At 62.1% G+C, this 17224-nt stretch carries 16 protein-coding genes; 5 read left to right on the plus strand and 11 right to left on the minus strand.

The genetic code is table 11. The annotated features are described in order from the left end of the window. Positions 1 to 9: 9 nt before the first annotated feature. The 5 genes from PQR32_RS14880 to PQR32_RS14900 form a co-directional block, all read right to left on the minus strand. Positions 10 to 1179: an ABC transporter permease subunit gene (locus PQR32_RS14880; protein ID WP_408227848.1), complete on the minus strand. Its 1170-nt coding sequence runs from the start codon at positions 1177 to 1179 to the stop codon at positions 10 to 12. 19 nt (positions 1180 to 1198) lie between these two features. Further along, positions 1199 to 2149, minus strand: a complete 951-nt coding sequence (locus PQR32_RS14885) for a branched-chain amino acid ABC transporter permease (protein WP_012434109.1) — start codon at positions 2147 to 2149, stop codon at positions 1199 to 1201. A 230-nt stretch (positions 2150 to 2379) separates the two neighbouring features. Beyond that, on the minus strand, positions 2380 to 3579 hold the full coding sequence (locus tag PQR32_RS14890) for a branched-chain amino acid ABC transporter substrate-binding protein (RefSeq protein WP_408228240.1): 1200 nt from the start codon (positions 3577 to 3579) through the stop codon (positions 2380 to 2382). Between the two features lie 540 nt (positions 3580 to 4119). Then, entirely contained in the window at positions 4120 to 5079 is a 960-nt protein-coding gene (gene ispH / locus PQR32_RS14895; RefSeq protein ID WP_408227851.1) for a 4-hydroxy-3-methylbut-2-enyl diphosphate reductase, read from the minus strand. Between the two features lie 2 nt (positions 5080 to 5081). Next, the gene (locus PQR32_RS14900) at positions 5082 to 5537 is read right to left on the minus strand and encodes an FKBP-type peptidyl-prolyl cis-trans isomerase (protein WP_075302429.1); all 456 of its coding nucleotides are present in this window, start codon (positions 5535 to 5537) and stop codon (positions 5082 to 5084) included. 167 nt (positions 5538 to 5704) lie between these two features. Here PQR32_RS14900 and radC point away from each other — a divergent pair, with 167 nt between their 5' ends. From radC to nadB, 4 genes are all read left to right on the plus strand, one after another. After that, positions 5705 to 6484, plus strand: coding sequence for a RadC family protein (radC, locus tag PQR32_RS14905; RefSeq protein ID WP_408227854.1), 780 nt, complete (start codon positions 5705 to 5707; stop codon positions 6482 to 6484). Between the two features lie 230 nt (positions 6485 to 6714). Further along, positions 6715 to 6948, plus strand: a complete 234-nt coding sequence (rpmB, locus tag PQR32_RS14910; RefSeq protein ID WP_007180631.1) for a 50S ribosomal protein L28 — start codon at positions 6715 to 6717, stop codon at positions 6946 to 6948. 10 nt (positions 6949 to 6958) lie between these two features. Further along, positions 6959 to 7126, plus strand: a complete 168-nt coding sequence (gene rpmG / locus PQR32_RS14915; protein ID WP_007180630.1) for a 50S ribosomal protein L33 — start codon at positions 6959 to 6961, stop codon at positions 7124 to 7126. Positions 7127 to 7374: 248 nt separating this feature from the next. After that, positions 7375 to 8973, plus strand: coding sequence for an L-aspartate oxidase (nadB, locus tag PQR32_RS14920; RefSeq protein WP_408227857.1), 1599 nt, complete (start codon positions 7375 to 7377; stop codon positions 8971 to 8973). A 91-nt stretch (positions 8974 to 9064) separates the two neighbouring features. Here nadB and nadC read toward each other — a convergent pair whose 3' ends face one another. The 6 genes from nadC to purN all read right to left on the minus strand — a co-directional run bounded on the left by nadC (position 9065) and on the right by purN (position 15973). Then, positions 9065 to 9964, minus strand: coding sequence for a carboxylating nicotinate-nucleotide diphosphorylase (gene nadC / locus PQR32_RS14925; RefSeq protein ID WP_408227860.1), 900 nt, complete (start codon positions 9962 to 9964; stop codon positions 9065 to 9067). Beyond that, positions 9964 to 11103 carry a quinolinate synthase NadA gene (gene nadA / locus PQR32_RS14930; protein ID WP_012434117.1) on the minus strand — a complete coding sequence of 380 codons (1140 nt, stop codon included), beginning with the start codon at positions 11101 to 11103 and terminating at the stop codon, positions 9964 to 9966. Before nadA ends, nadC begins: the two co-directional genes overlap by 1 nt. 130 nt (positions 11104 to 11233) lie before the next feature. Further along, positions 11234 to 12430 (minus strand): DesA family fatty acid desaturase, encoded by a 1197-nt coding sequence (locus PQR32_RS14935; protein WP_408213906.1) that lies wholly within the window; start codon positions 12428 to 12430, stop codon positions 11234 to 11236. 203 nt (positions 12431 to 12633) lie between these two features. Next, positions 12634 to 13989, minus strand: coding sequence for a mechanosensitive ion channel family protein (locus PQR32_RS14940; protein ID WP_408227865.1), 1356 nt, complete (start codon positions 13987 to 13989; stop codon positions 12634 to 12636). 74 nt (positions 13990 to 14063) lie between these two features. Continuing rightward, positions 14064 to 15323: an RsmB/NOP family class I SAM-dependent RNA methyltransferase gene (locus tag PQR32_RS14945; protein WP_408213901.1), complete on the minus strand. Its 1260-nt coding sequence runs from the start codon at positions 15321 to 15323 to the stop codon at positions 14064 to 14066. Further along, the gene (purN, locus tag PQR32_RS14950) at positions 15320 to 15973 is read right to left on the minus strand and encodes a phosphoribosylglycinamide formyltransferase (RefSeq protein ID WP_408227868.1); all 654 of its coding nucleotides are present in this window, start codon (positions 15971 to 15973) and stop codon (positions 15320 to 15322) included. The genes PQR32_RS14945 and purN overlap by 4 nt, the downstream gene beginning before the upstream one ends. Before the next feature lie 117 nt (positions 15974 to 16090). Here purN and PQR32_RS14955 point away from each other — a divergent pair, with 117 nt between their 5' ends. Beyond that, positions 16091 to 17086, plus strand: coding sequence for a bifunctional riboflavin kinase/FAD synthetase (locus PQR32_RS14955; protein WP_408227871.1), 996 nt, complete (start codon positions 16091 to 16093; stop codon positions 17084 to 17086). Positions 17087 to 17224 lie beyond the last annotated feature (138 nt).

The following is a 17224-nucleotide window of genomic DNA, read 5'->3' on the forward strand; positions in this document are numbered from 1 at the left end:
CTCGGTGCTTTAGGCCCGTACCGGCTTCTTGCCGCTACGCTTCGACAGTTTCGCGATCTTGTCTTCGTGCTTCGGCGACGGCCACAAGCCTTCGGAGCGGTACAGCATGATCAGCACCATCGCGAGTGCATAGACCAGCTGACGGATCACTTCCGTGTCGACGATTTCATGGCCGAAGATCATGTTCTGCAGCGGACCCATCGTCGAGCGCAGGAATTCCGGCAGCACCGCGAGCAGCACCGCGCCGAGAATCACGCCCGGGATATGGCCCATACCGCCCAGCACCACGCACGCCAGCACCACGATCGACTCCGGCAGCGTGAACGATTCCGGCGACACGAAGCCCTGGAACGAGCCGAACATCGCGCCCGACAGGCCGCCGAACGACGCGCCCATCGCGAACGCCAACAGCTTCACGTTACGGGTGTTGATGCCCATCGCCTTGGCGGCGATTTCGTCTTCGCGGATCGCGGCCCATGCACGGCCGATACGCGAGTGCTGCAAGCGCGTACACACCCAGATCACCAGCAGCGCGGCCAGCACGAACAGGTAGTAGTACGAGTACACCGACGGGAACTGGAAGCCGAACAGCGAATGCGTCTGCGCGAGGCTGAAGTCGCCGACGTGCACCGGGTCGATCGCCGTGATCCCCTTCGGGCCGTTCGTGATGTTCACCGGGCGGTCAAGGTTGTTCAGGAAGATCCGCACGATTTCCCCGAAGCCCAACGTCACGATGGCGAGGTAGTCGCCCCGCAGACGCAGCGTCGGTGCGCCGAGAATCACGCCGAAGAACGCGGCGACGCCCATCGCGCAGGGCACGATGATCAGGAACGGCACGTGCAGGCCATTCGGCGCGAGATGCGCGATCCACTCGAACTGCGACGCGAGGTGCGGCGAGCTCAGCAACGCGGCCGTGTAGGCGCCGACCGCGTAGAACGCGATGTAGCCCAAATCCAGCAGGCCGGCGAAGCCGACCACCACATTGAGGCCGAGCGCGAGCATCACGTACAGCATCGCGAAGTCGAGCACGCGGACCCAGTAGTTGCCGCCGGCCGTGCCGATGATCATCGGCGCGGCGATCACGAAGATCGCGGTGATGATGCCGACGGTAAGCGTCTTCGTCAGGTTCTTTTCAGGGATGAGCGTCGTGGACGGCTCGATCGGTTGAATTGAGGTCATGTTTGCTTTCTCCCAGGGATCAGGCGCGATCCGCAACGCGTTCGCCGAGCAGGCCCGACGGACGGAACACCAGCACGATGATCAGCACGATGAAGGCGAACACGTCCTGATAGTTACTACCGAACACACCGCCGGTGAGGTTGCCGATATAGCCGGCGCCCAGCTGTTCGATCAGGCCGAGAATCACGCCGCCGACCATCGCCCCGCCGAGATTGCCGATCCCGCCCAGCACCGCCGCGGTAAAGGCCTTCAGGCCGGGAATGAAGCCCATATAGAAGTGTGCGTTGCCGTATTCCGACGCGATCATCACGCCGGCCAGAGCGGCGAGCGCCGAGCCGATCATGAAGGTGGCCGAGATCACGAAGTTCGGGTTCACGCCCATCAGCGAAGCATTGCCCGGGTTCTCGGCGATTGCCCGCATGGCGCGGCCGAGCTTGGTCTTGTGCACCAGCAACAACAAGCCGCCCATCACGAGGAACGCCACCACGATGATCACGATTTCGGTCATCGAAATCACGGCGCCAGGCGTCGTGTCGGTGGCCTTGATCACGTTGAGCGGGTCGGTGGGCAACAGCTGCGGGAACGGCAGCGGGTTGCGCGACCAGATCATCATGGCCAGCGTCTGCAGCAGGATCGACACGCCGATGGCGGTGATCAGCGGCGCGAGACGCGGCGCTTTACGCAACGGCCGGTAGGCCACGCGCTCGATCGTGTAGCCGACCGCCGCGCACACAATGGCCGCAATGATCAGCGCGATGATGAGCGTCGGCACATTGCCGAGGCCGGGGAAGTGGTTCTGAAGCACGCCTATGGCTGAGAGCGCAACCATCGCGCCCACCATCAACACATCGCCGTGAGCGAAGTTGATGATGCCCAAGATGCCGTAAACCATCGTATAGCCCAGTGCGATGATGGCGTAAACGCTGCCAAGCACCAGCCCGTTGAGGACCTGCTGGATGAAAATATCCATTTAATGCTCCTTAGCCCGTGCGACTGGATTCGCGTTCTTCATCAGCCGGTGGGCGGTGATGCGGTACGCCAATCTCAACGGCACTGCGGGTACTGATGTAAAAGACCGGTAAGGGTTATCCGCCGCCGGTTCGCCTTGGCGACTGGATGACAGTCGCGGGCTTGCCTTGAGCGGATGCAAAAACGGCACCGTTGGGTGGTTTCGGTGCCGTCAGGCTGAACGTCCCGTCATCACATCTTCACGACGTCGAGAACTGCTTTTTTGCCGTCCTTGAAGTCGTAAAGCGTAATGGCGCCCTCTTTCAAATCACCCTTGTCGTCGAACGCGATGTGACCGATTACCCCGTTGTAATCTGTCGACGGCATCGCAGCCAGCACCTTGGGCGCCTCGATCGAATTAGCGCGCTTCATTGCATCGACAATCACGTACACAGCGTCATACGTGAACGGCGCGTAAATCTGCACCGGTGTGTGGAAGCGGTCCACGTACTTCTTTTCGAAGTCCGCTCCCTTGTCCATTTTCGAAAGCGCAAGTCCTGCCTCCGAACAGACCAGGTTTTGCACGGCGGTTCCCGCCAGCTCACCCACCTTGTCGGTACACACACCGTCGCCGCCAAGGATTTTTGCCCTGATACCGAGCGCCGCCGCCTGTTTGGTAAACGGCCCGCCCGTCGCGTCCATGCCGCCGAACATGATCACGTCCGGCTGAACACGCTTGATCTTTCTAAGGACGGCTTGAAACTCCGTAGCCCTGTCATTCGTGCTTTCGCGCTCGACGATCTTCGCCCCGCTCGCCTGTGCCGCCTTCGCAAACTCGTCGGCCAAGCCTTTGCCGTAGACGCTCGAGTCGTCGACGATCGCGATGCGTTTCGCGTTAAGCACTTTCGTTGCGTAGTTGGCAAGCGCCGGCCCCTGCTGGGCATCGGTCGCGACCACACGATAAGTCGTCTTGAAACCTTGTTGCGTGTACCCCGGGTTCGTCGACGACGGCGAGATTTGCACGATACCGGCATCGCTATATATCTTGGACGCCGGAATCGAAACGCCCGAATTCAAGTGGCCGACCACGGCGACGACATGATCGTCGACGAATTTTTCAGCGACCGCCGTTCCCGTTTTCGGGTCCGCGGCGTCGTCTTGGGCGTCGAGCTCCAACTGGATCTTGTGGCCGTCGATGGTCAAACCCTGCGTGTTGATTTCGTCAACCGCCAAACGCGCGCCGTTTTCATTGTCTTTACCGAGATGAGCAATGGGTCCCGTCAATGGGGCCGCATGACCGATCTTGACGATAGTCGCTTCGCTCGCCGGTGCCGCCGCAGCTGTAGCCGCCGACGCACCCGCTCCCGCCTCGCCATCCTGTTTCTTGCCGCACGCGGTCAACATCGCAACCGCGGCCGCGATGGACACGGCGTAAGCAAATTTGACTCGCATTAAGTAGGTCTCCTGCGCCTTCCAAAAACTATTGTTCGGGGCCCTAAGGCCTTGAGAACGCGCGCATTGTAACTCCAATTTTGCGACGGGCAATATTGTTGAACCGGCAGGGTTTTCCTGCATTGCAACCTTATTTTGAGAGCGAAATCCGCTGACAGGCGCAACCCGGTTGCGATTATTTTTCGTGCATCAGTTGCACCAGCGTTGCACCCAATGGCATCAAGTGTTGCGACGAATTCCCGTGACGCCCGATTGCACCGCGCTTCACGTTAAGTATTACGTTTCCGGCAATATCGAGACGCACGCACTATCTTAGTGCGTCAAAAAACCGCGCAGCCCGTTCAGGTCTTATAAAACGGGGACGCATCAGTTATAAATCTATAAAAAACCGGATCACATTTCAAAGATATTTGTGCGAGAGGACACCAAAATCGGCGCTTTTTTGTGATCTGGCACTTTATTTCACGGGAGCTTGCCGAAGTTGGAAGATAAAAAAAGCGCGCCCTCAGGCGCGCTTTTCTTTCAGCAGTCGGCGGATCGTCAGGCGGGCAAACCTAGCCCGCGCGGCAACGGAAACGCGATGTTTTCCTCGATGCCGTCCAGCGCGCGCACGTTGCGCACGCCAAGCTCACGCAGCCGGGCGATCACCGCCTGCGCCAGCACCTCTGGCGCCGAGGCGCCGGCCGTCACGCCGATGCGGCGTTTGCCCGCGACCCAGACCGGATCGATCTGATCGGGCGAGTCCACCATATAGGCAGGCACGCCGAGTTTTTCGGCCAACTCGCGTAGCCGGTTGGAGTTCGAACTATTCGGGCTGCCGACCACGATCACGACGTCGCACTGCGGCGCCATGAACTTCACCGCGTCCTGGCGGTTTTGCGTGGCGTAGCAGATGTCCTGCTTCTTCGGTTCGCGGATGGACGGGTATTTGGCCTTCAACGCGCCGATGATCTCGGCGGCGTCGTCGACCGACAGCGTGGTTTGCGTGACGAAGGCGATCCGCTCGGGGTCGGCCAGTTGCAAGGCCTGCACGTCTTCGATGTCTTCCACCAGATGCATGCCCTCGCCCGCCTGGCCCATCGTGCCTTCGACTTCAGGATGGCCTTTGTGACCGATCATCACGATGTCGAAGCCGTCCTGGCGCATCTTCGCGACTTCGATATGCACCTTGGTCACGAGCGGACACGTGGCGTCGTACACGCGCAGCCCGCGCGACTCCGCTTCCGAACGCACGGCCTTCGACACACCATGCGCGCTGAAAATGACCGTATTGCCGGCCGGCACTTCTTCCAGCCGCTCGATGAAGATCGCACCCTTCTTGCGCAGATCCTCGACGACGTATGCGTTATGGACGATTTCGTGACGCACATAGATCGGCGAGCCGTGCAGCTTGATAGCCCGCTCGACGATCTCGATCGCCCGGTCGACACCGGCGCAGAACCCGCGCGGCTGCGCCAGCAGGATCTCGGTTTCAGCAAGAGTCGTATCCGTGATGCTCATGTTTACAGAATCCCGATGATTTTCACTTCAAACGCCAGCGCCTGGCCGGCAAGCGGGTGGTTGAAATCGAACAGGGCCGACGTTTCGCCGACTTCTTTCAGAACGCCGGCGTAGCGGCCGCCACCTGGCGCGTTGAATTCGACCAGGTCGCCCGGCGAAAAATCCTCGCCGATCATGCTGTTTTCTCGCAGCGTGGCCAGCGACACGCGCTGGATCAATTCCGGATTGCGGGGACCGAATGCCTGGCCCGGCGCTAGCTGAAAGGTCGAATGGTGGCCGACCTTCAAACCCAGCAAAATATCTTCCAGCGGCGGCGCCAGTTGGCCGGCGCCAAGCAGCAGCGTGGCAGGTTTGTCGTTAAACGTATTGATGACTTCGGCGCCATCGGCGAGAGAAAGCCGGTAGTGAAGCGTCACGTGTGAACCGGGTTTCACTTCGGAAATGTCGATGATGCTCATGCAATGCTCGCTCAGTCGAAGCGCGCTGCACGCGTGCGCCGCTGGCGCAGTCGACGCGTGTGGCAAACCGTCGGGGTGCCGTGCGCAAAGCGTCTATTGTAAGCCACATAGCGGGCAGCGGCTTGCGTCCGTGGCGCCCCCAACCCGAAGCGGAGGACACTCTATATATGGCAAATGACGCCACCATGTTTGACGAGCCGCCCTTTGAAGCGGCCTCATTTGAGCCGCCTACGCCCAGTGCAACGGCCGGCAGCGTGCTTGCGCCCCGGCCGCTCGTGCGAGGCAAATGGCTTAAAAACGACATGCCGCGCGAGCGGCTGCTCGAACAGGGGCCCGGCGTGCTATCGGATACCGAGATGATCGTGCTGATTCTCGGCTCCGGCCTGCCCGACCACGACGTATTCAGTGTCGCGCGCGGGTTGCTCGACCGTTTCGGCTCGCTGCGCGCGATGCTCGACGCGACCTACACGGATTTCGACGGCCTGCGCGGCATCGGCCCGGCGAAAAAGGCGCAACTGCTCGCCATCATGGAAATGGCGCGGCGCTCGCTGGTCGAAAAAATGCGCTCACGCTCGCTGATGAATTCGCCCGAAGCGGTGGAAAACTACCTGCGCCTGCGGATCGGCGGCCGTCCGCAGGAGGTTTTCGTGTCGCTTTTCCTCGACGCCCGGCATCGGCTGATACGCTGCGAAGAAAGCGCGCAGGGCACCCTCACGCGCATGGCCGTGTATCCACGCGAGATCGTGCGGCGCGCGCTGAGCCTGAATGCGGCCAGCCTGATCGTCGCGCATAATCACCCCTCCGGCGCCGTCCAGCCGAGTGCAAGTGACTGCCGCTTGACGCACACGCTGCGCGACGCTCTTACGCTGATTGACGTGCAACTGGTCGATCATCTGGTGATCGGCGCCGACAGCGTCTACTCCTTCGCCCGCGCCGGCTGGCCGTGACACGGCATGAACCAGGGTCACGCAGACGTTGCGCCGTGTCCGGCATCGCAAATAAGGTTTGATTTTGCGGCTTTTTTTCTGCTAGAATTCCGGTTTGCCTATTTCCAACCCCCCTGTTCCGAAGCCACCAAGGCGTTCCGGAAAGGAAACGTGCCTGAATTTCAGCGCGGCTCTTTTCGGGAAACTTTCACGGCGTTCGAACTCAGAATTAGCGTATTAGGAGTGCTCTCATGGCACGCGTATGCCAAGTAACTGGGAAAGCGCCGATGAGCGGCAACAACGTTTCCCACGCGAACAACAAAACCAAGCGCCGGTTCCTGCCGAACCTGCAAAACCGCCGCATTTGGGTGGAAAGCGAAAACCGTTGGGTGCGTCTGCGCGTTTCGAACGCCGGCCTGCGCCTGATCGACAAGAACGGTATCGACGCTGTGCTCGCAGATCTGCGCGCACGCGGTGAAGCCTAAGGAGTAAATCATGGCGAAAGGCGCACGCGACAAGATCAAGTTGGAATCGACCGCAGGCACGGGTCACTTCTACACGACCACGAAGAACAAACGCAACATGCCGGAAAAGATGCTGATCAAGAAGTTTGATCCGGTCGTCCGTAAGCACGTTGAGTACAAGGAAACCAAGATTAAATAAATCTTGGCTCCTGCCTGACGAAGGCAAAAGACATGCAAAAAAGCCTCGCATTCATGCGAGGCTTTTTTGTTTTCACTGCGCCTTTGTTTCGACTTTTGAGTTTCTGCTTCTGCTTATTCGCCAACGCGAACAGTCTTATGTCGTTCGGCCAGCTTTCCCTCATCCGTCGCGGCGCGTATCCTTTCTCGTTTCAGCGGCGAGCGAATGGCACGCCGTCACCGCAAAACGAAAAGACGGAGATGTAGGCAATGGAATTCGATGTGGCGATTGTCGGTAGCGGTCTGGCTGGTTTGAGCGTCGCGCTCAATCTGGCGGAGACCCGGCGGGTGGCAGTGGTCGCCAAGCGATCGATGACCGAAGGCGCGAGCGACTGGGCGCAAGGCGGCATCGCCGCGGTTCTGGATTCGGCAGACAGCATCGAAAATCACGTGCGCGATACACTGATCGCCGGCGGCGGGCTGTGCGACGAAGCGGCAACGCGCTTTATCGTCGAACACGGGCGTGCCGCGATCGAATGGCTGATCGCGCAAGGCGTGCCGTTCACCAAAGACGACGCCGCCGAGCTCGGCTTCCACCTGACGCGCGAAGGCGGCCATAGCCATCGCCGGATCATTCATGCTGCCGATGCGACGGGCCATGCCGTGGTCGCCACGCTGAGCGAGCGGGTGCGCCGTCACCCAAACATCACGCTGCTCGAAGATCACTACGCCATCGACTTGATCACGTCCGACCGCCTCGGCTTGCCGGGACGTCGTTGTCACGGCCTGTACGCGCTCGATCTGCAAAGCGGGCGCACCGTGACGATCGAGGCGCCTCACACCGTGCTCGCCACCGGCGGCGCGGGCAAAGTCTATCTCTACACCACGAATCCCGACACCGCGACGGGCGACGGCATCGCGATGGCATGGCGGGCCGGCTGCCGCGTGTCGAATATGGAGTTCATCCAGTTCCATCCGACCTGCCTGTTCCATCCGTACGCGAAGTCCTTTCTGATTTCGGAAGCGGTGCGCGGCGAAGGTGGCATTCTCAAACTGCCGGACGGCACCCGCTTCATGCCGAACCACGACGAACGCGCCGAACTCGCACCGCGCGACATCGTCGCGCGCGCGATCGACTTCGAAATCAAGAAGCGCGGCATCGATTGTGTATACCTCGACATCAGCCATCAGCCGCCTGAATTCCTGCGTGAACACTTTCCGACGATTCTGGCGCGCTGCCAGGAATTCGGCATCGACATCACCAGGGAAGCGATTCCGGTCGTGCCGGCCGCGCACTACACGTGTGGTGGCGTCGTAACCGATCTGGCGGGGCGCACGGATCTCGCGGGCCTCTATGCGGTGGGCGAAACGTCTTGCACCGGCCTGCACGGCGCGAACCGGCTCGCCAGCAACTCCCTGCTCGAGTGCCTCGTGATCGGACGCTCCGCGGCGCAGGCTATCGAAGAAGAGGGGTTTAGCGCCGCCGTCCACGCACCGCTGCCCGATTGGGACGAAAGCCGCGTGTCCGATCCGGACGAAGAAGTCGTGGTCGCCCACAACTGGGACGAACTGCGCCGGCTGATGTGGAATTACGTCGGTATCGTACGAACCGACAAGCGGCTCGCGCGAGCGAAGCACCGGCTCGCCCTGCTGCGCGATGAGATCCACGAGTACTACGCGAACTTCAAGGTGAGCCGCGACCTGCTCGAATTGCGCAATCTGGTCGACGTGGCGTCGCTGATCGTCGAGGGCGCGCGTTCGCGGCGTGAGAGCCGCGGCCTGCACTTCAGCCGTGACTGGCCGGCGACCTTGCCCAAGGCGCTGCCGACTGTGCTCTCGCCGGAGCACGTGCGCAACCGCAACGTGTGATCGAGACGAGCTGAAACGAAAAGGCCATCGCCGAAATAATCCGGCGATGGCCTTTTGTCCGATTGGATGCAACTGATTGCGAGCTTGAGCGTCAGACGATCCGCATCGAGTAATCCGTTGCGCGCACGTCTTTGGTCAGCGCGCCGATCGACACGCGATCGACACCGGTTTCCGCAATCGTACGCACCGTATCGAAGTTCACGCCGCCCGATACCTCCAGCACCGCTCGCCCCGCTGTGATGCGCACCGCTTCGCGCATGGCATCGAACGAAAAATTGTCCAGCAGAATGGATTGCGCACGATGAGCCAGCGCGGTTTCCAACTGCTCGAGCGTCTCGACTTCGATCTGGATCGAGACGCCCGCATTCAACGCCAACGCCGCGTCCATGGCTGCGCCCACGCCGCCGGCCGCGGCAATGTGGTTTTCTTTGATGAGAATGCCGTCGTACAGCGCGAGCCGTTGATTCGCCCCACCACCTACGCGCACCGCGTACTTCTGCGCGAGCCGCAAGCCCGGCAAGGTCTTGCGCGTGTCGAGAATGCGCGTTCGCGTATGCGCGACGGCATCGACATAGCGGCGCGTTGCGCTCGCCACACCCGACAGCAATTGCAAGAAGTTCAGCGCGTTGCGTTCCGCGGTCAACAGCGCGCGAACGGGTCCGCGCATTTCGCAAACTGTTGTGTCGGCCGTCATCAACGCGCCTTCGCGATAGCGCCACTGGACTTCGATACGCGGGTCGACCTGGCGCATCACTGCTTCAAACCACGGCACGCCGCACAGCACCGCATCTTCGCGCACGATGATGCGTGCGTCGCGCACGTCGTTTTCAGGCACGAGGCGGCCTGTCTGGTCGCCCGCGCCAACGTCTTCGGCTAATGCATCGGATACGTTGCGTGCCAACGCGGCGTCGAATGCCGTGCCGTACTGCGCGTGAATTTCAGCGAACAGCGGCGACACCGCTTCGAGCTTGTTGCTTTCTACCACGCTCATCAGGCTGCCCCCACGTTCGAATACAGTTGCGTGTCGCGCGCGAGATCGCCGCTCGCTTGCACGCGTTTCTTGTGGCGCGCCGCGAAGTCCAGCATCCGGTCGATCGGCAGACGCGCCCGCTCGCCGATCGCACGATCGACGAAAATTTCGTTGTGGCCGCGCTCGAGCACATCGGCCAGATTCGCGAGGCCGTTCATCGCCATCCACGGGCAATGCGCGCAACTCTTGCAGGTGGCGCTATTGCCGGCTGTAGGCGCGGCAATCAAGGTCTTGCCGGGTGCGGCGAGCTGCATCTTGTGCAGAATGCCAAGATCGGTCGCCACGATGAAATGCGTCGCGTCGAGTTTTTGCGCCGCGTCGATCAACTGCGTGGTCGAGCCCACCACGTCCGCTTGCGCGACCACGTTGGCAGGCGACTCCGGATGCACCAACACCTTCGCGCCCGGATATTCGGCGCGCAGCAGATCGAGTTCGATGCCTTTGAACTCGTCGTGCACCAGACACGAACCCTGCCATAGCAGCATGTCCGCGCCGGTCTTGTTCTGGATATAGCTGCCGAGGTGCCGGTCCGGCGCCCAGATGATCTTTTCGCCGCGTGCGTGCAGATCGGCAACGATCTCCAGCCCGATCGACGACGTCACCATCCAGTCCGCGCGCGCCTTCACCGCCGCGCTCGTGTTCGCATACACGACCACCGTCCGATCCGGATGCGCGTCGCAGAAAGCCGAGAATTCGTCGACCGGACAGCCGAGATCGAGCGAACAGGTCGCGTCGAGATCCGGCATCAGAATGCGCTTGTCCGGACTCAGGATTTTCGCTGTCTCGCCCATGAAGCGCACGCCCGCGACGACCAGCGTTTGCGCCGCGTGATCACGCCCGAAGCGCGCCATCTCCAGCGAGTCGGCCACGCAGCCGCCGGTCTCGTCGGCTAGCTCCTGCAATTCCGCGTCGACATAATAGTGCGCGACGAGCACCGCTTTCTCGCGCTCGAGCAATGCGCGGATACGTGCCTTCAGCGCCACCTTCTCTTCCGCCGACGGCATGTCGGGCACCTTCGCCCATGCCTGCCCGATCCCGCAGGTCGTGCCCTGCGCCTGCGGCCGGTCGTATTCGACGGTCCTGATCGCCTGCTGATCCATGATCTCCTCTGCCTTCGCTCTGCCGCGGCGGACTGTCAATCGCGTGTCGTTGCAGTTTCCGCGGCCCAAAAAGCAAAACCCCGCCAACGCGGGGTTTTGTGACGTACTGAGATTTTAATGGATTTCGCTATCAGGCATAGCGACGCAGTCGCATCGCAAACTCTTGCAGCGCTTTAATACCGCTCTGCTCAGCGCGATGACACCAGTCCTGCAACTGGATCAGCAACTGATCGCGCGATGCATTGGAGCGCTCCCACATGGCCGCCAGCTCATTGCGCATGTCGATATAAGTCTTGAGCTTCTGGCTGTTGGCGAAGATTTGCGGCAGTTGGCGTTTCTGCGGCTCGTCAAGACCCGCTTCTTCCTTGTGGAACCAGCTACGCGCGCCGCGCATAACCTGATACTTCTCGCGCGCGCCGACTTCCTTCAAATGCGCCAGTTCCTGACGATAGGCACGCTTGAGCGCCTTGCCGTAACGCGCCATCACTTCGTACCGGTTGGCCAGCACCGCTTGCAGCGTATCCTGATCGAGCACCATCTTGCCGGTGGTCAGACGCGGCGTGGGCGCCACCTTCTTCACCTTGGCGAGACGGAATGCCGACATGATGCGGATGTACATCCAGCCGATATCGAACTCATACCACTTGTTCGACAGCTTGGCCGACGTCGCATACGTGTGGTGATTGTTGTGCAGCTCTTCGCCGCCGATGATGATGCCCCACGGGAAGATGTTGGTGCTGGCATCCGACGAGTTGAAGTTGCGGTAGCCCCAGAAGTGCGCGAGACCGTTGACCACGCCGGCAGCCCAGAACGGGATCCACACCATCTGCACGGCCCAGATCGTCAGGCCGACGACGCCGAACAGCGCGACGTTCAGCACCATCATCAGGCTCACGCCGAGGATCGGGTACTTGGTGTAGACGTTGCGTTCCATCCAGTCGTTCGGCGTACCGTGACTGAACTTGCGCATGGTTTCTTCGTTTTTTGCTTCAACGCGATAGAGTTCCGCGCCTTCGAGCAGCACCTTCCAGATGCCGCGCGTTTGCGGGCTGTGCGGATCTTCTTCCGTCTCGCACTTGGCGTGGTGCTTACGGTGAATCGCGGCCCACTGGCCGGTCAACATGCCCGTGGTCATCCACAGCCAGAAACGGAAAAAATGACTGACGACCGGATGCAACTCCAGCGCGCGGTGCGCCTGGCAGCGATGCAGATAGACCGTCACGCCAATGATCGTGATGTGCGTCGCGATCGCCGTGTACAGCACAAGTTGCCACCACGAGAAGTGCAACAGACCGTGGGCAAGGAAATCGAGCAAAGAATTCAACAAGGCAATTTACCTGTAGAACGAGAGACACGAGACACACGCAAAATGCGCGTGTCAAGAAAGTGAAAGCATACAGCGGGATTGGACGACATTCTACTTGAACCGTTCCAAGTGTTTGTAACAAATAGGGTTTTTTTGTGCGGCATCAATAGAAGGAAACGCGCCGAAGGTCGTTTTGAGACCCACTGGCGCGCTTAAAGTGCCCGTCAGCGCGCGCTGTCGGACTGATTGGCAGCCGGGAAGGTCATTGTTACCGGCTGCGGCATTGCGTCGCCCATATTGCCGACGATTCGCACTTCGCGTTGCGCGACCGGAATCGAGATGTCGTGCTCGGAGAACAGACGCCAGATATTGCGATTGACGGCCGAGCGCACGCCCGAGGTTCCGGTAGCTGCGTCCTCGATCCAGAAGCCCAGTTCAAGGTTGATGCCGTCCGAGCCGAAACTCGCCAGATACGCTGTCGGCGCCGGCTCCTGCAGCACGCGCGGCACGTCCTGAGCGGCCTGGGCAAGCAGCGCCATGGCCTGCTCGATGTCGGACGTGTACGCGACCTGCACGGCCGCCTTCGCATGGCCGCGCGTCAGGTACGACGACTGGTTCTGCACCACGTCCGTGATCAGTTTTTCGTTCGGAATCAGCGTTTCGATGCCGTCCAGCCCGCGCACCACCGTGTAGCGCGTGCGGATCTGCGTGACCATGCCCTGCAGGCCGCCCACGTTGATCGTGTCGCCGATACGCAGCGACCGGTCGATCAGGATGATGAAGCCCGACACGTAGTTGCTGGCGATCTTCTGCAGCCCGAAGCCGAGACCGACGCCCAGCGCGCCGCCGAACACGCCCAGCACCGTGATATCGATACCGACCAGCGACAGGCTGATCAGTATCGCCGCCAGCACGAACGCCGCCCGGCCGACGCGCGCCACCACCACCTTCAGGTTGGCGTCGAGCGTCTTCGAGCGCATCAGGCGGTCTTCGAAGGTGGAACCGAGCCACATTGCGACGATCATCGTCACGCACACCCACAACAGGCCCGAGATGAGCGAGAGCAGCGTCAGATGCGCGTTGGCGACGCTGAAATGGACGCCGGCCATCCACGTGATCACATCGTCCTGAATGCCCATTACCGTGAGCACCATGCCGATCCAGACCACCGTTGAGACGATCCGCTCGACGAGGAACAGCAACGGGTGAGTCTCGCCGTCGTGGCTGAACACCCGTCGCGCGAAGAAAAACACGATGTAAATCAAGCCGATGCCGAAGAGCGGCACCAAAGCCAGATCGAGCAGCGCGGTGTGCATGAACTGGCCGGTGATCGACCGCGCAAGCCACACGAGGGTCGCGCCGATCAGCGGAAAGAACGCGCGGTTCAGGCTTTCCGCGCCAAAGCGCAGCGTCTGGTAACGCGTCTGGCGACGCAGATCCAGCGCCCGGCGCAACACGCGCGCGAGCAGCCACGCGATCGCGAGCGTCCCGAGCAGCACGCCGACCTGCCACAGCATTACGGGCTGGCCGAAGTCGCGCGCCAGGTCGCTGAACATATGAGGAAAAAGACGGTTTTGCATGATGTCGCTGAAATCGCCGGCGCACCGCGGGTTCACGAATCGAACCCGCGCGCGCCGGCAAAAGCCTGTTGCGCTTAGCTCTGGCGTTCCAGCACGGCGGCGAAGAAGCCGTCGGTTGCGTGGCGGTGTGGCCACAGCGAAAGGTAATCGCCCATCTCCAGATCGATGCGCTGCTCGGCCAGCACGTCGCGCGCGGGCACCAGAGCAAAATCCGGATGGTCCGCGAGGAACTTCTGTACCACGGCTTCGTTTTCGGCTTCCAGAATCGAGCAGGTGGCGTACACGAGGCGGCCGCCCTTCTTCACCAGACGCGCCGCGCTAGCCAGAATCGACGTCTGCTTCGGCGCCAGTTCGGCGACGGATTCCGGCGACTGGCGCCACTTCAGATCCGGGTTACGGCGCAGCGTACCCAAGCCGCTGCAAGGCGCGTCGACCAGCACGCGGTCGATCTTGCCCGCGAGGCGCTTGATCTTGGCGTCGTGTTCACTGTCGATCAGCACCGGATTCACATTCGACAAACCGCTGCGCGCGAGGCGCGGCTTGAGCTTGGCGAGACGCCGCTCGGAGATGTCGAAAGCGTAGAGCCGGCCGGTGGAGCGCATCGCGGCGCCCAGCGCCAGCGTCTTGCCGCCCGCGCCCGCGCAGAAATCGACGATCATCTCGCCGCGTTTGGGCGCGACTAGCGAGCACAACAACTGGCTGCCTTCGTCCTGTACTTCGACCCAGCCGTGCTGGAACGCGTCGAGCTTGGTGAGCGGCGGCTTGCCGACCACGCGCACGCCGAACGGCGCGAACGGCGTCGCGCCGCCCTCGATGCCGGCCTTCGACAGCGCGTTCAGCACGTCGTCGCGGCTTGCCTTGATCGGGTTCGCGCGCAGATCCAGCGGCGCCGGGTAGTTCAGCGCCGCGGCCAGTTGCGCCAGTTCGGCGGGTTCGAAGCGCTTGGAGAGCGCCTGATAGATCCAGTCGGGCAGATTCAGGCGAATCCGCAGCGGCAGGCTTTCCGGGTCGATCTTCGACACGTGTTCGAGCCAGCTCAACTCCTGTTCCGACACGAACGGCTTGAGCGCGTTACGCCCCGCCGTCTGCATCAGGCCGAGCAACGCCATGCGGCGTGCCGGGCTGCCGGCGCCGCCTTCGGCCAGATGGGCGAATTCCATCCGGCGACGCAGCACCGCAAAGACGGCCTCCGCGATCACGCCGCGTTCGCCGTGCCCGAGCTTCGGGTGCGCGCGGAAGAACCGGCTCGTGGTGGCGTCGGCCGGGCCATTCAGTTTCAAGACTTCAGCCAGCAAAGTCTCAGTTTGTCCAATCAGAAAACCATGCAATCTCATGCGCCCTCTCCGGCGGTGTGACCGGCAAAGAGCCATTGCGGCTCCGGCGGCGTAAGCGTGACACGCAGGCCATCCAGAGCAAGACGCCCTTCGACGAACCAGCGCACCGCGCGTGGATAAATGATGTGTTCGGTTGCCAGCACGCGTTCGGCGAGCATGGCAGGGGTGTCGCCTGTCTCCACGGGAACCGCCGATTGCGCGACGATCGGCCCGTGATCCAGTTGCGACGTGACAAAATGCACGGAGGCACCGTGCAGCCGCACGCCCGCGTCGAGCGCCTGCTGATGGGTTTTCAGGCCAGGAAAGCTCGGCAGCAGCGACGGATGCACGTTCAGCATGCGCCCGGCGTAATGATCGACGAAACCGGCTGTCAGCACCCGCATGAATCCAGCGAGCGCCACCAGGTCGGGTGCGAAACTATCGATTTCTCTGGCGAGCGCGGCGTCGAAGCTGTCGCGGTCCGGAAACTGGCGGTGGTCGACCACCGCCGTGGCAATACCGTACGACGCCGCGAACGCAAGGCCCGCGGCGTCAGGACGGTTGGCAATCACGGCGGCGACTTGCGCCGGCCAGGCCTCGTTCGAGCAGGCTCGAACGATGGCTTCCATGTTGCTTCCCCGTCCGGAAATCAGGATGACGAGTTTTTTCATCCGCGGATTTTATCATTCGGGGACATCGAAACCGCGACGCGCCGCCGTCCAGTGCGCTGAACGTTTATAATCGTTTGTTTTGCGGCACCCCGCCCGCTCCACCTCAAACCCGCTATCGTGAGAGTCTTCCGCGGTCTTCCCAATGCTGAAAGCCGTGCGCCCTGCGCACTGACCATCGGCAACTTCGACGGTGTCCACCGCGGCCATCAGGCTTTGCTCGCCCACGTGCGCGCGGCCGCCGATGCACGCGGCCTGCCCGTCTGCGTGATGACCTTCGAGCCGCACCCGCGCGAGTTCTTCAACCCGGCGGGCGCGCCGCCGCGCATCGCCATGCTGCGCGACAAGCTCGAGGCGCTGCGCACCAACGGCGTCGACCGGGTGGTGGTCGAGCACTTCAATCACACGTTCGCGAGCCAGTCGCCGGACGCGTTCGTCGAGCGGATCATCGTCAACGGGCTGCACGCGCGCTGGGTGATGATCGGCGACGACTTCCGCTACGGCTCGAAGCGCGCAGGCGACTTCGCGTCGCTCAAGGCTGCGGGGCAGCAACACGGTTTCGAAGTCGAGCAGATGGCCACGGTGGCCGATCCGTCGGGCGCGCGCATTTCCAGCTCGGGCGTGCGCGCCGCGCTGGTGGCGGGCGACCTCGATTCGGCGCGCGCCGCGCTGGGCCGCGATTATCTGATCAGCGGGCACGTCGTGCACGGCATGAAGCTCGGCCGCGATCTAGGCTTTCCCACGCTCAATCTGCCGATCGCCCACAAGCGTCCGGCGCTCGCGGGCATTTTCGTGGTGCGCGTGCACGGCGTGGCGGACGAACCGTTGCCGGGCGTCGCGAGCCTCGGCCTGCGTCCCACGGTGGACGATTCCGGCCGCGTGCTGCTCGAAGTTCACCTGCTCGACTGGCACGGCGACGCGTATGGCAAACTCGTGCGCGTCGAATTCCTGAAGAAGCTGCGCGACGAGGAAAAGTACATCGACCTCGAAACGCTGACCGCCGCCATTGCGCGCGACGTCGCCAACGCGCGCGCGTGGTTCGCGGCCGTCGGCGCCGGCACGCCGGGCAGCCGTTCCACGGGCTTCGCCACCTCGGCCACCGACCGAATTAGATAACGCCGTGGTCCATGCAGGCGCTCAAGCGCCGTGTGTGTGGACCCTCGCCGCGCGCATCGAAGGGCGTCCGTGGATCACGCGACATGCCTGCCGGGCGCGCTCAACGCCCTCGCGCATCGTGCGCATTCCGCGCCCTGC

The organism is Paraburkholderia dipogonis, assembly GCF_046027395.1.
GTDB lineage: Bacteria > Pseudomonadota > Gammaproteobacteria > Burkholderiales > Burkholderiaceae > Paraburkholderia > Paraburkholderia dipogonis_A.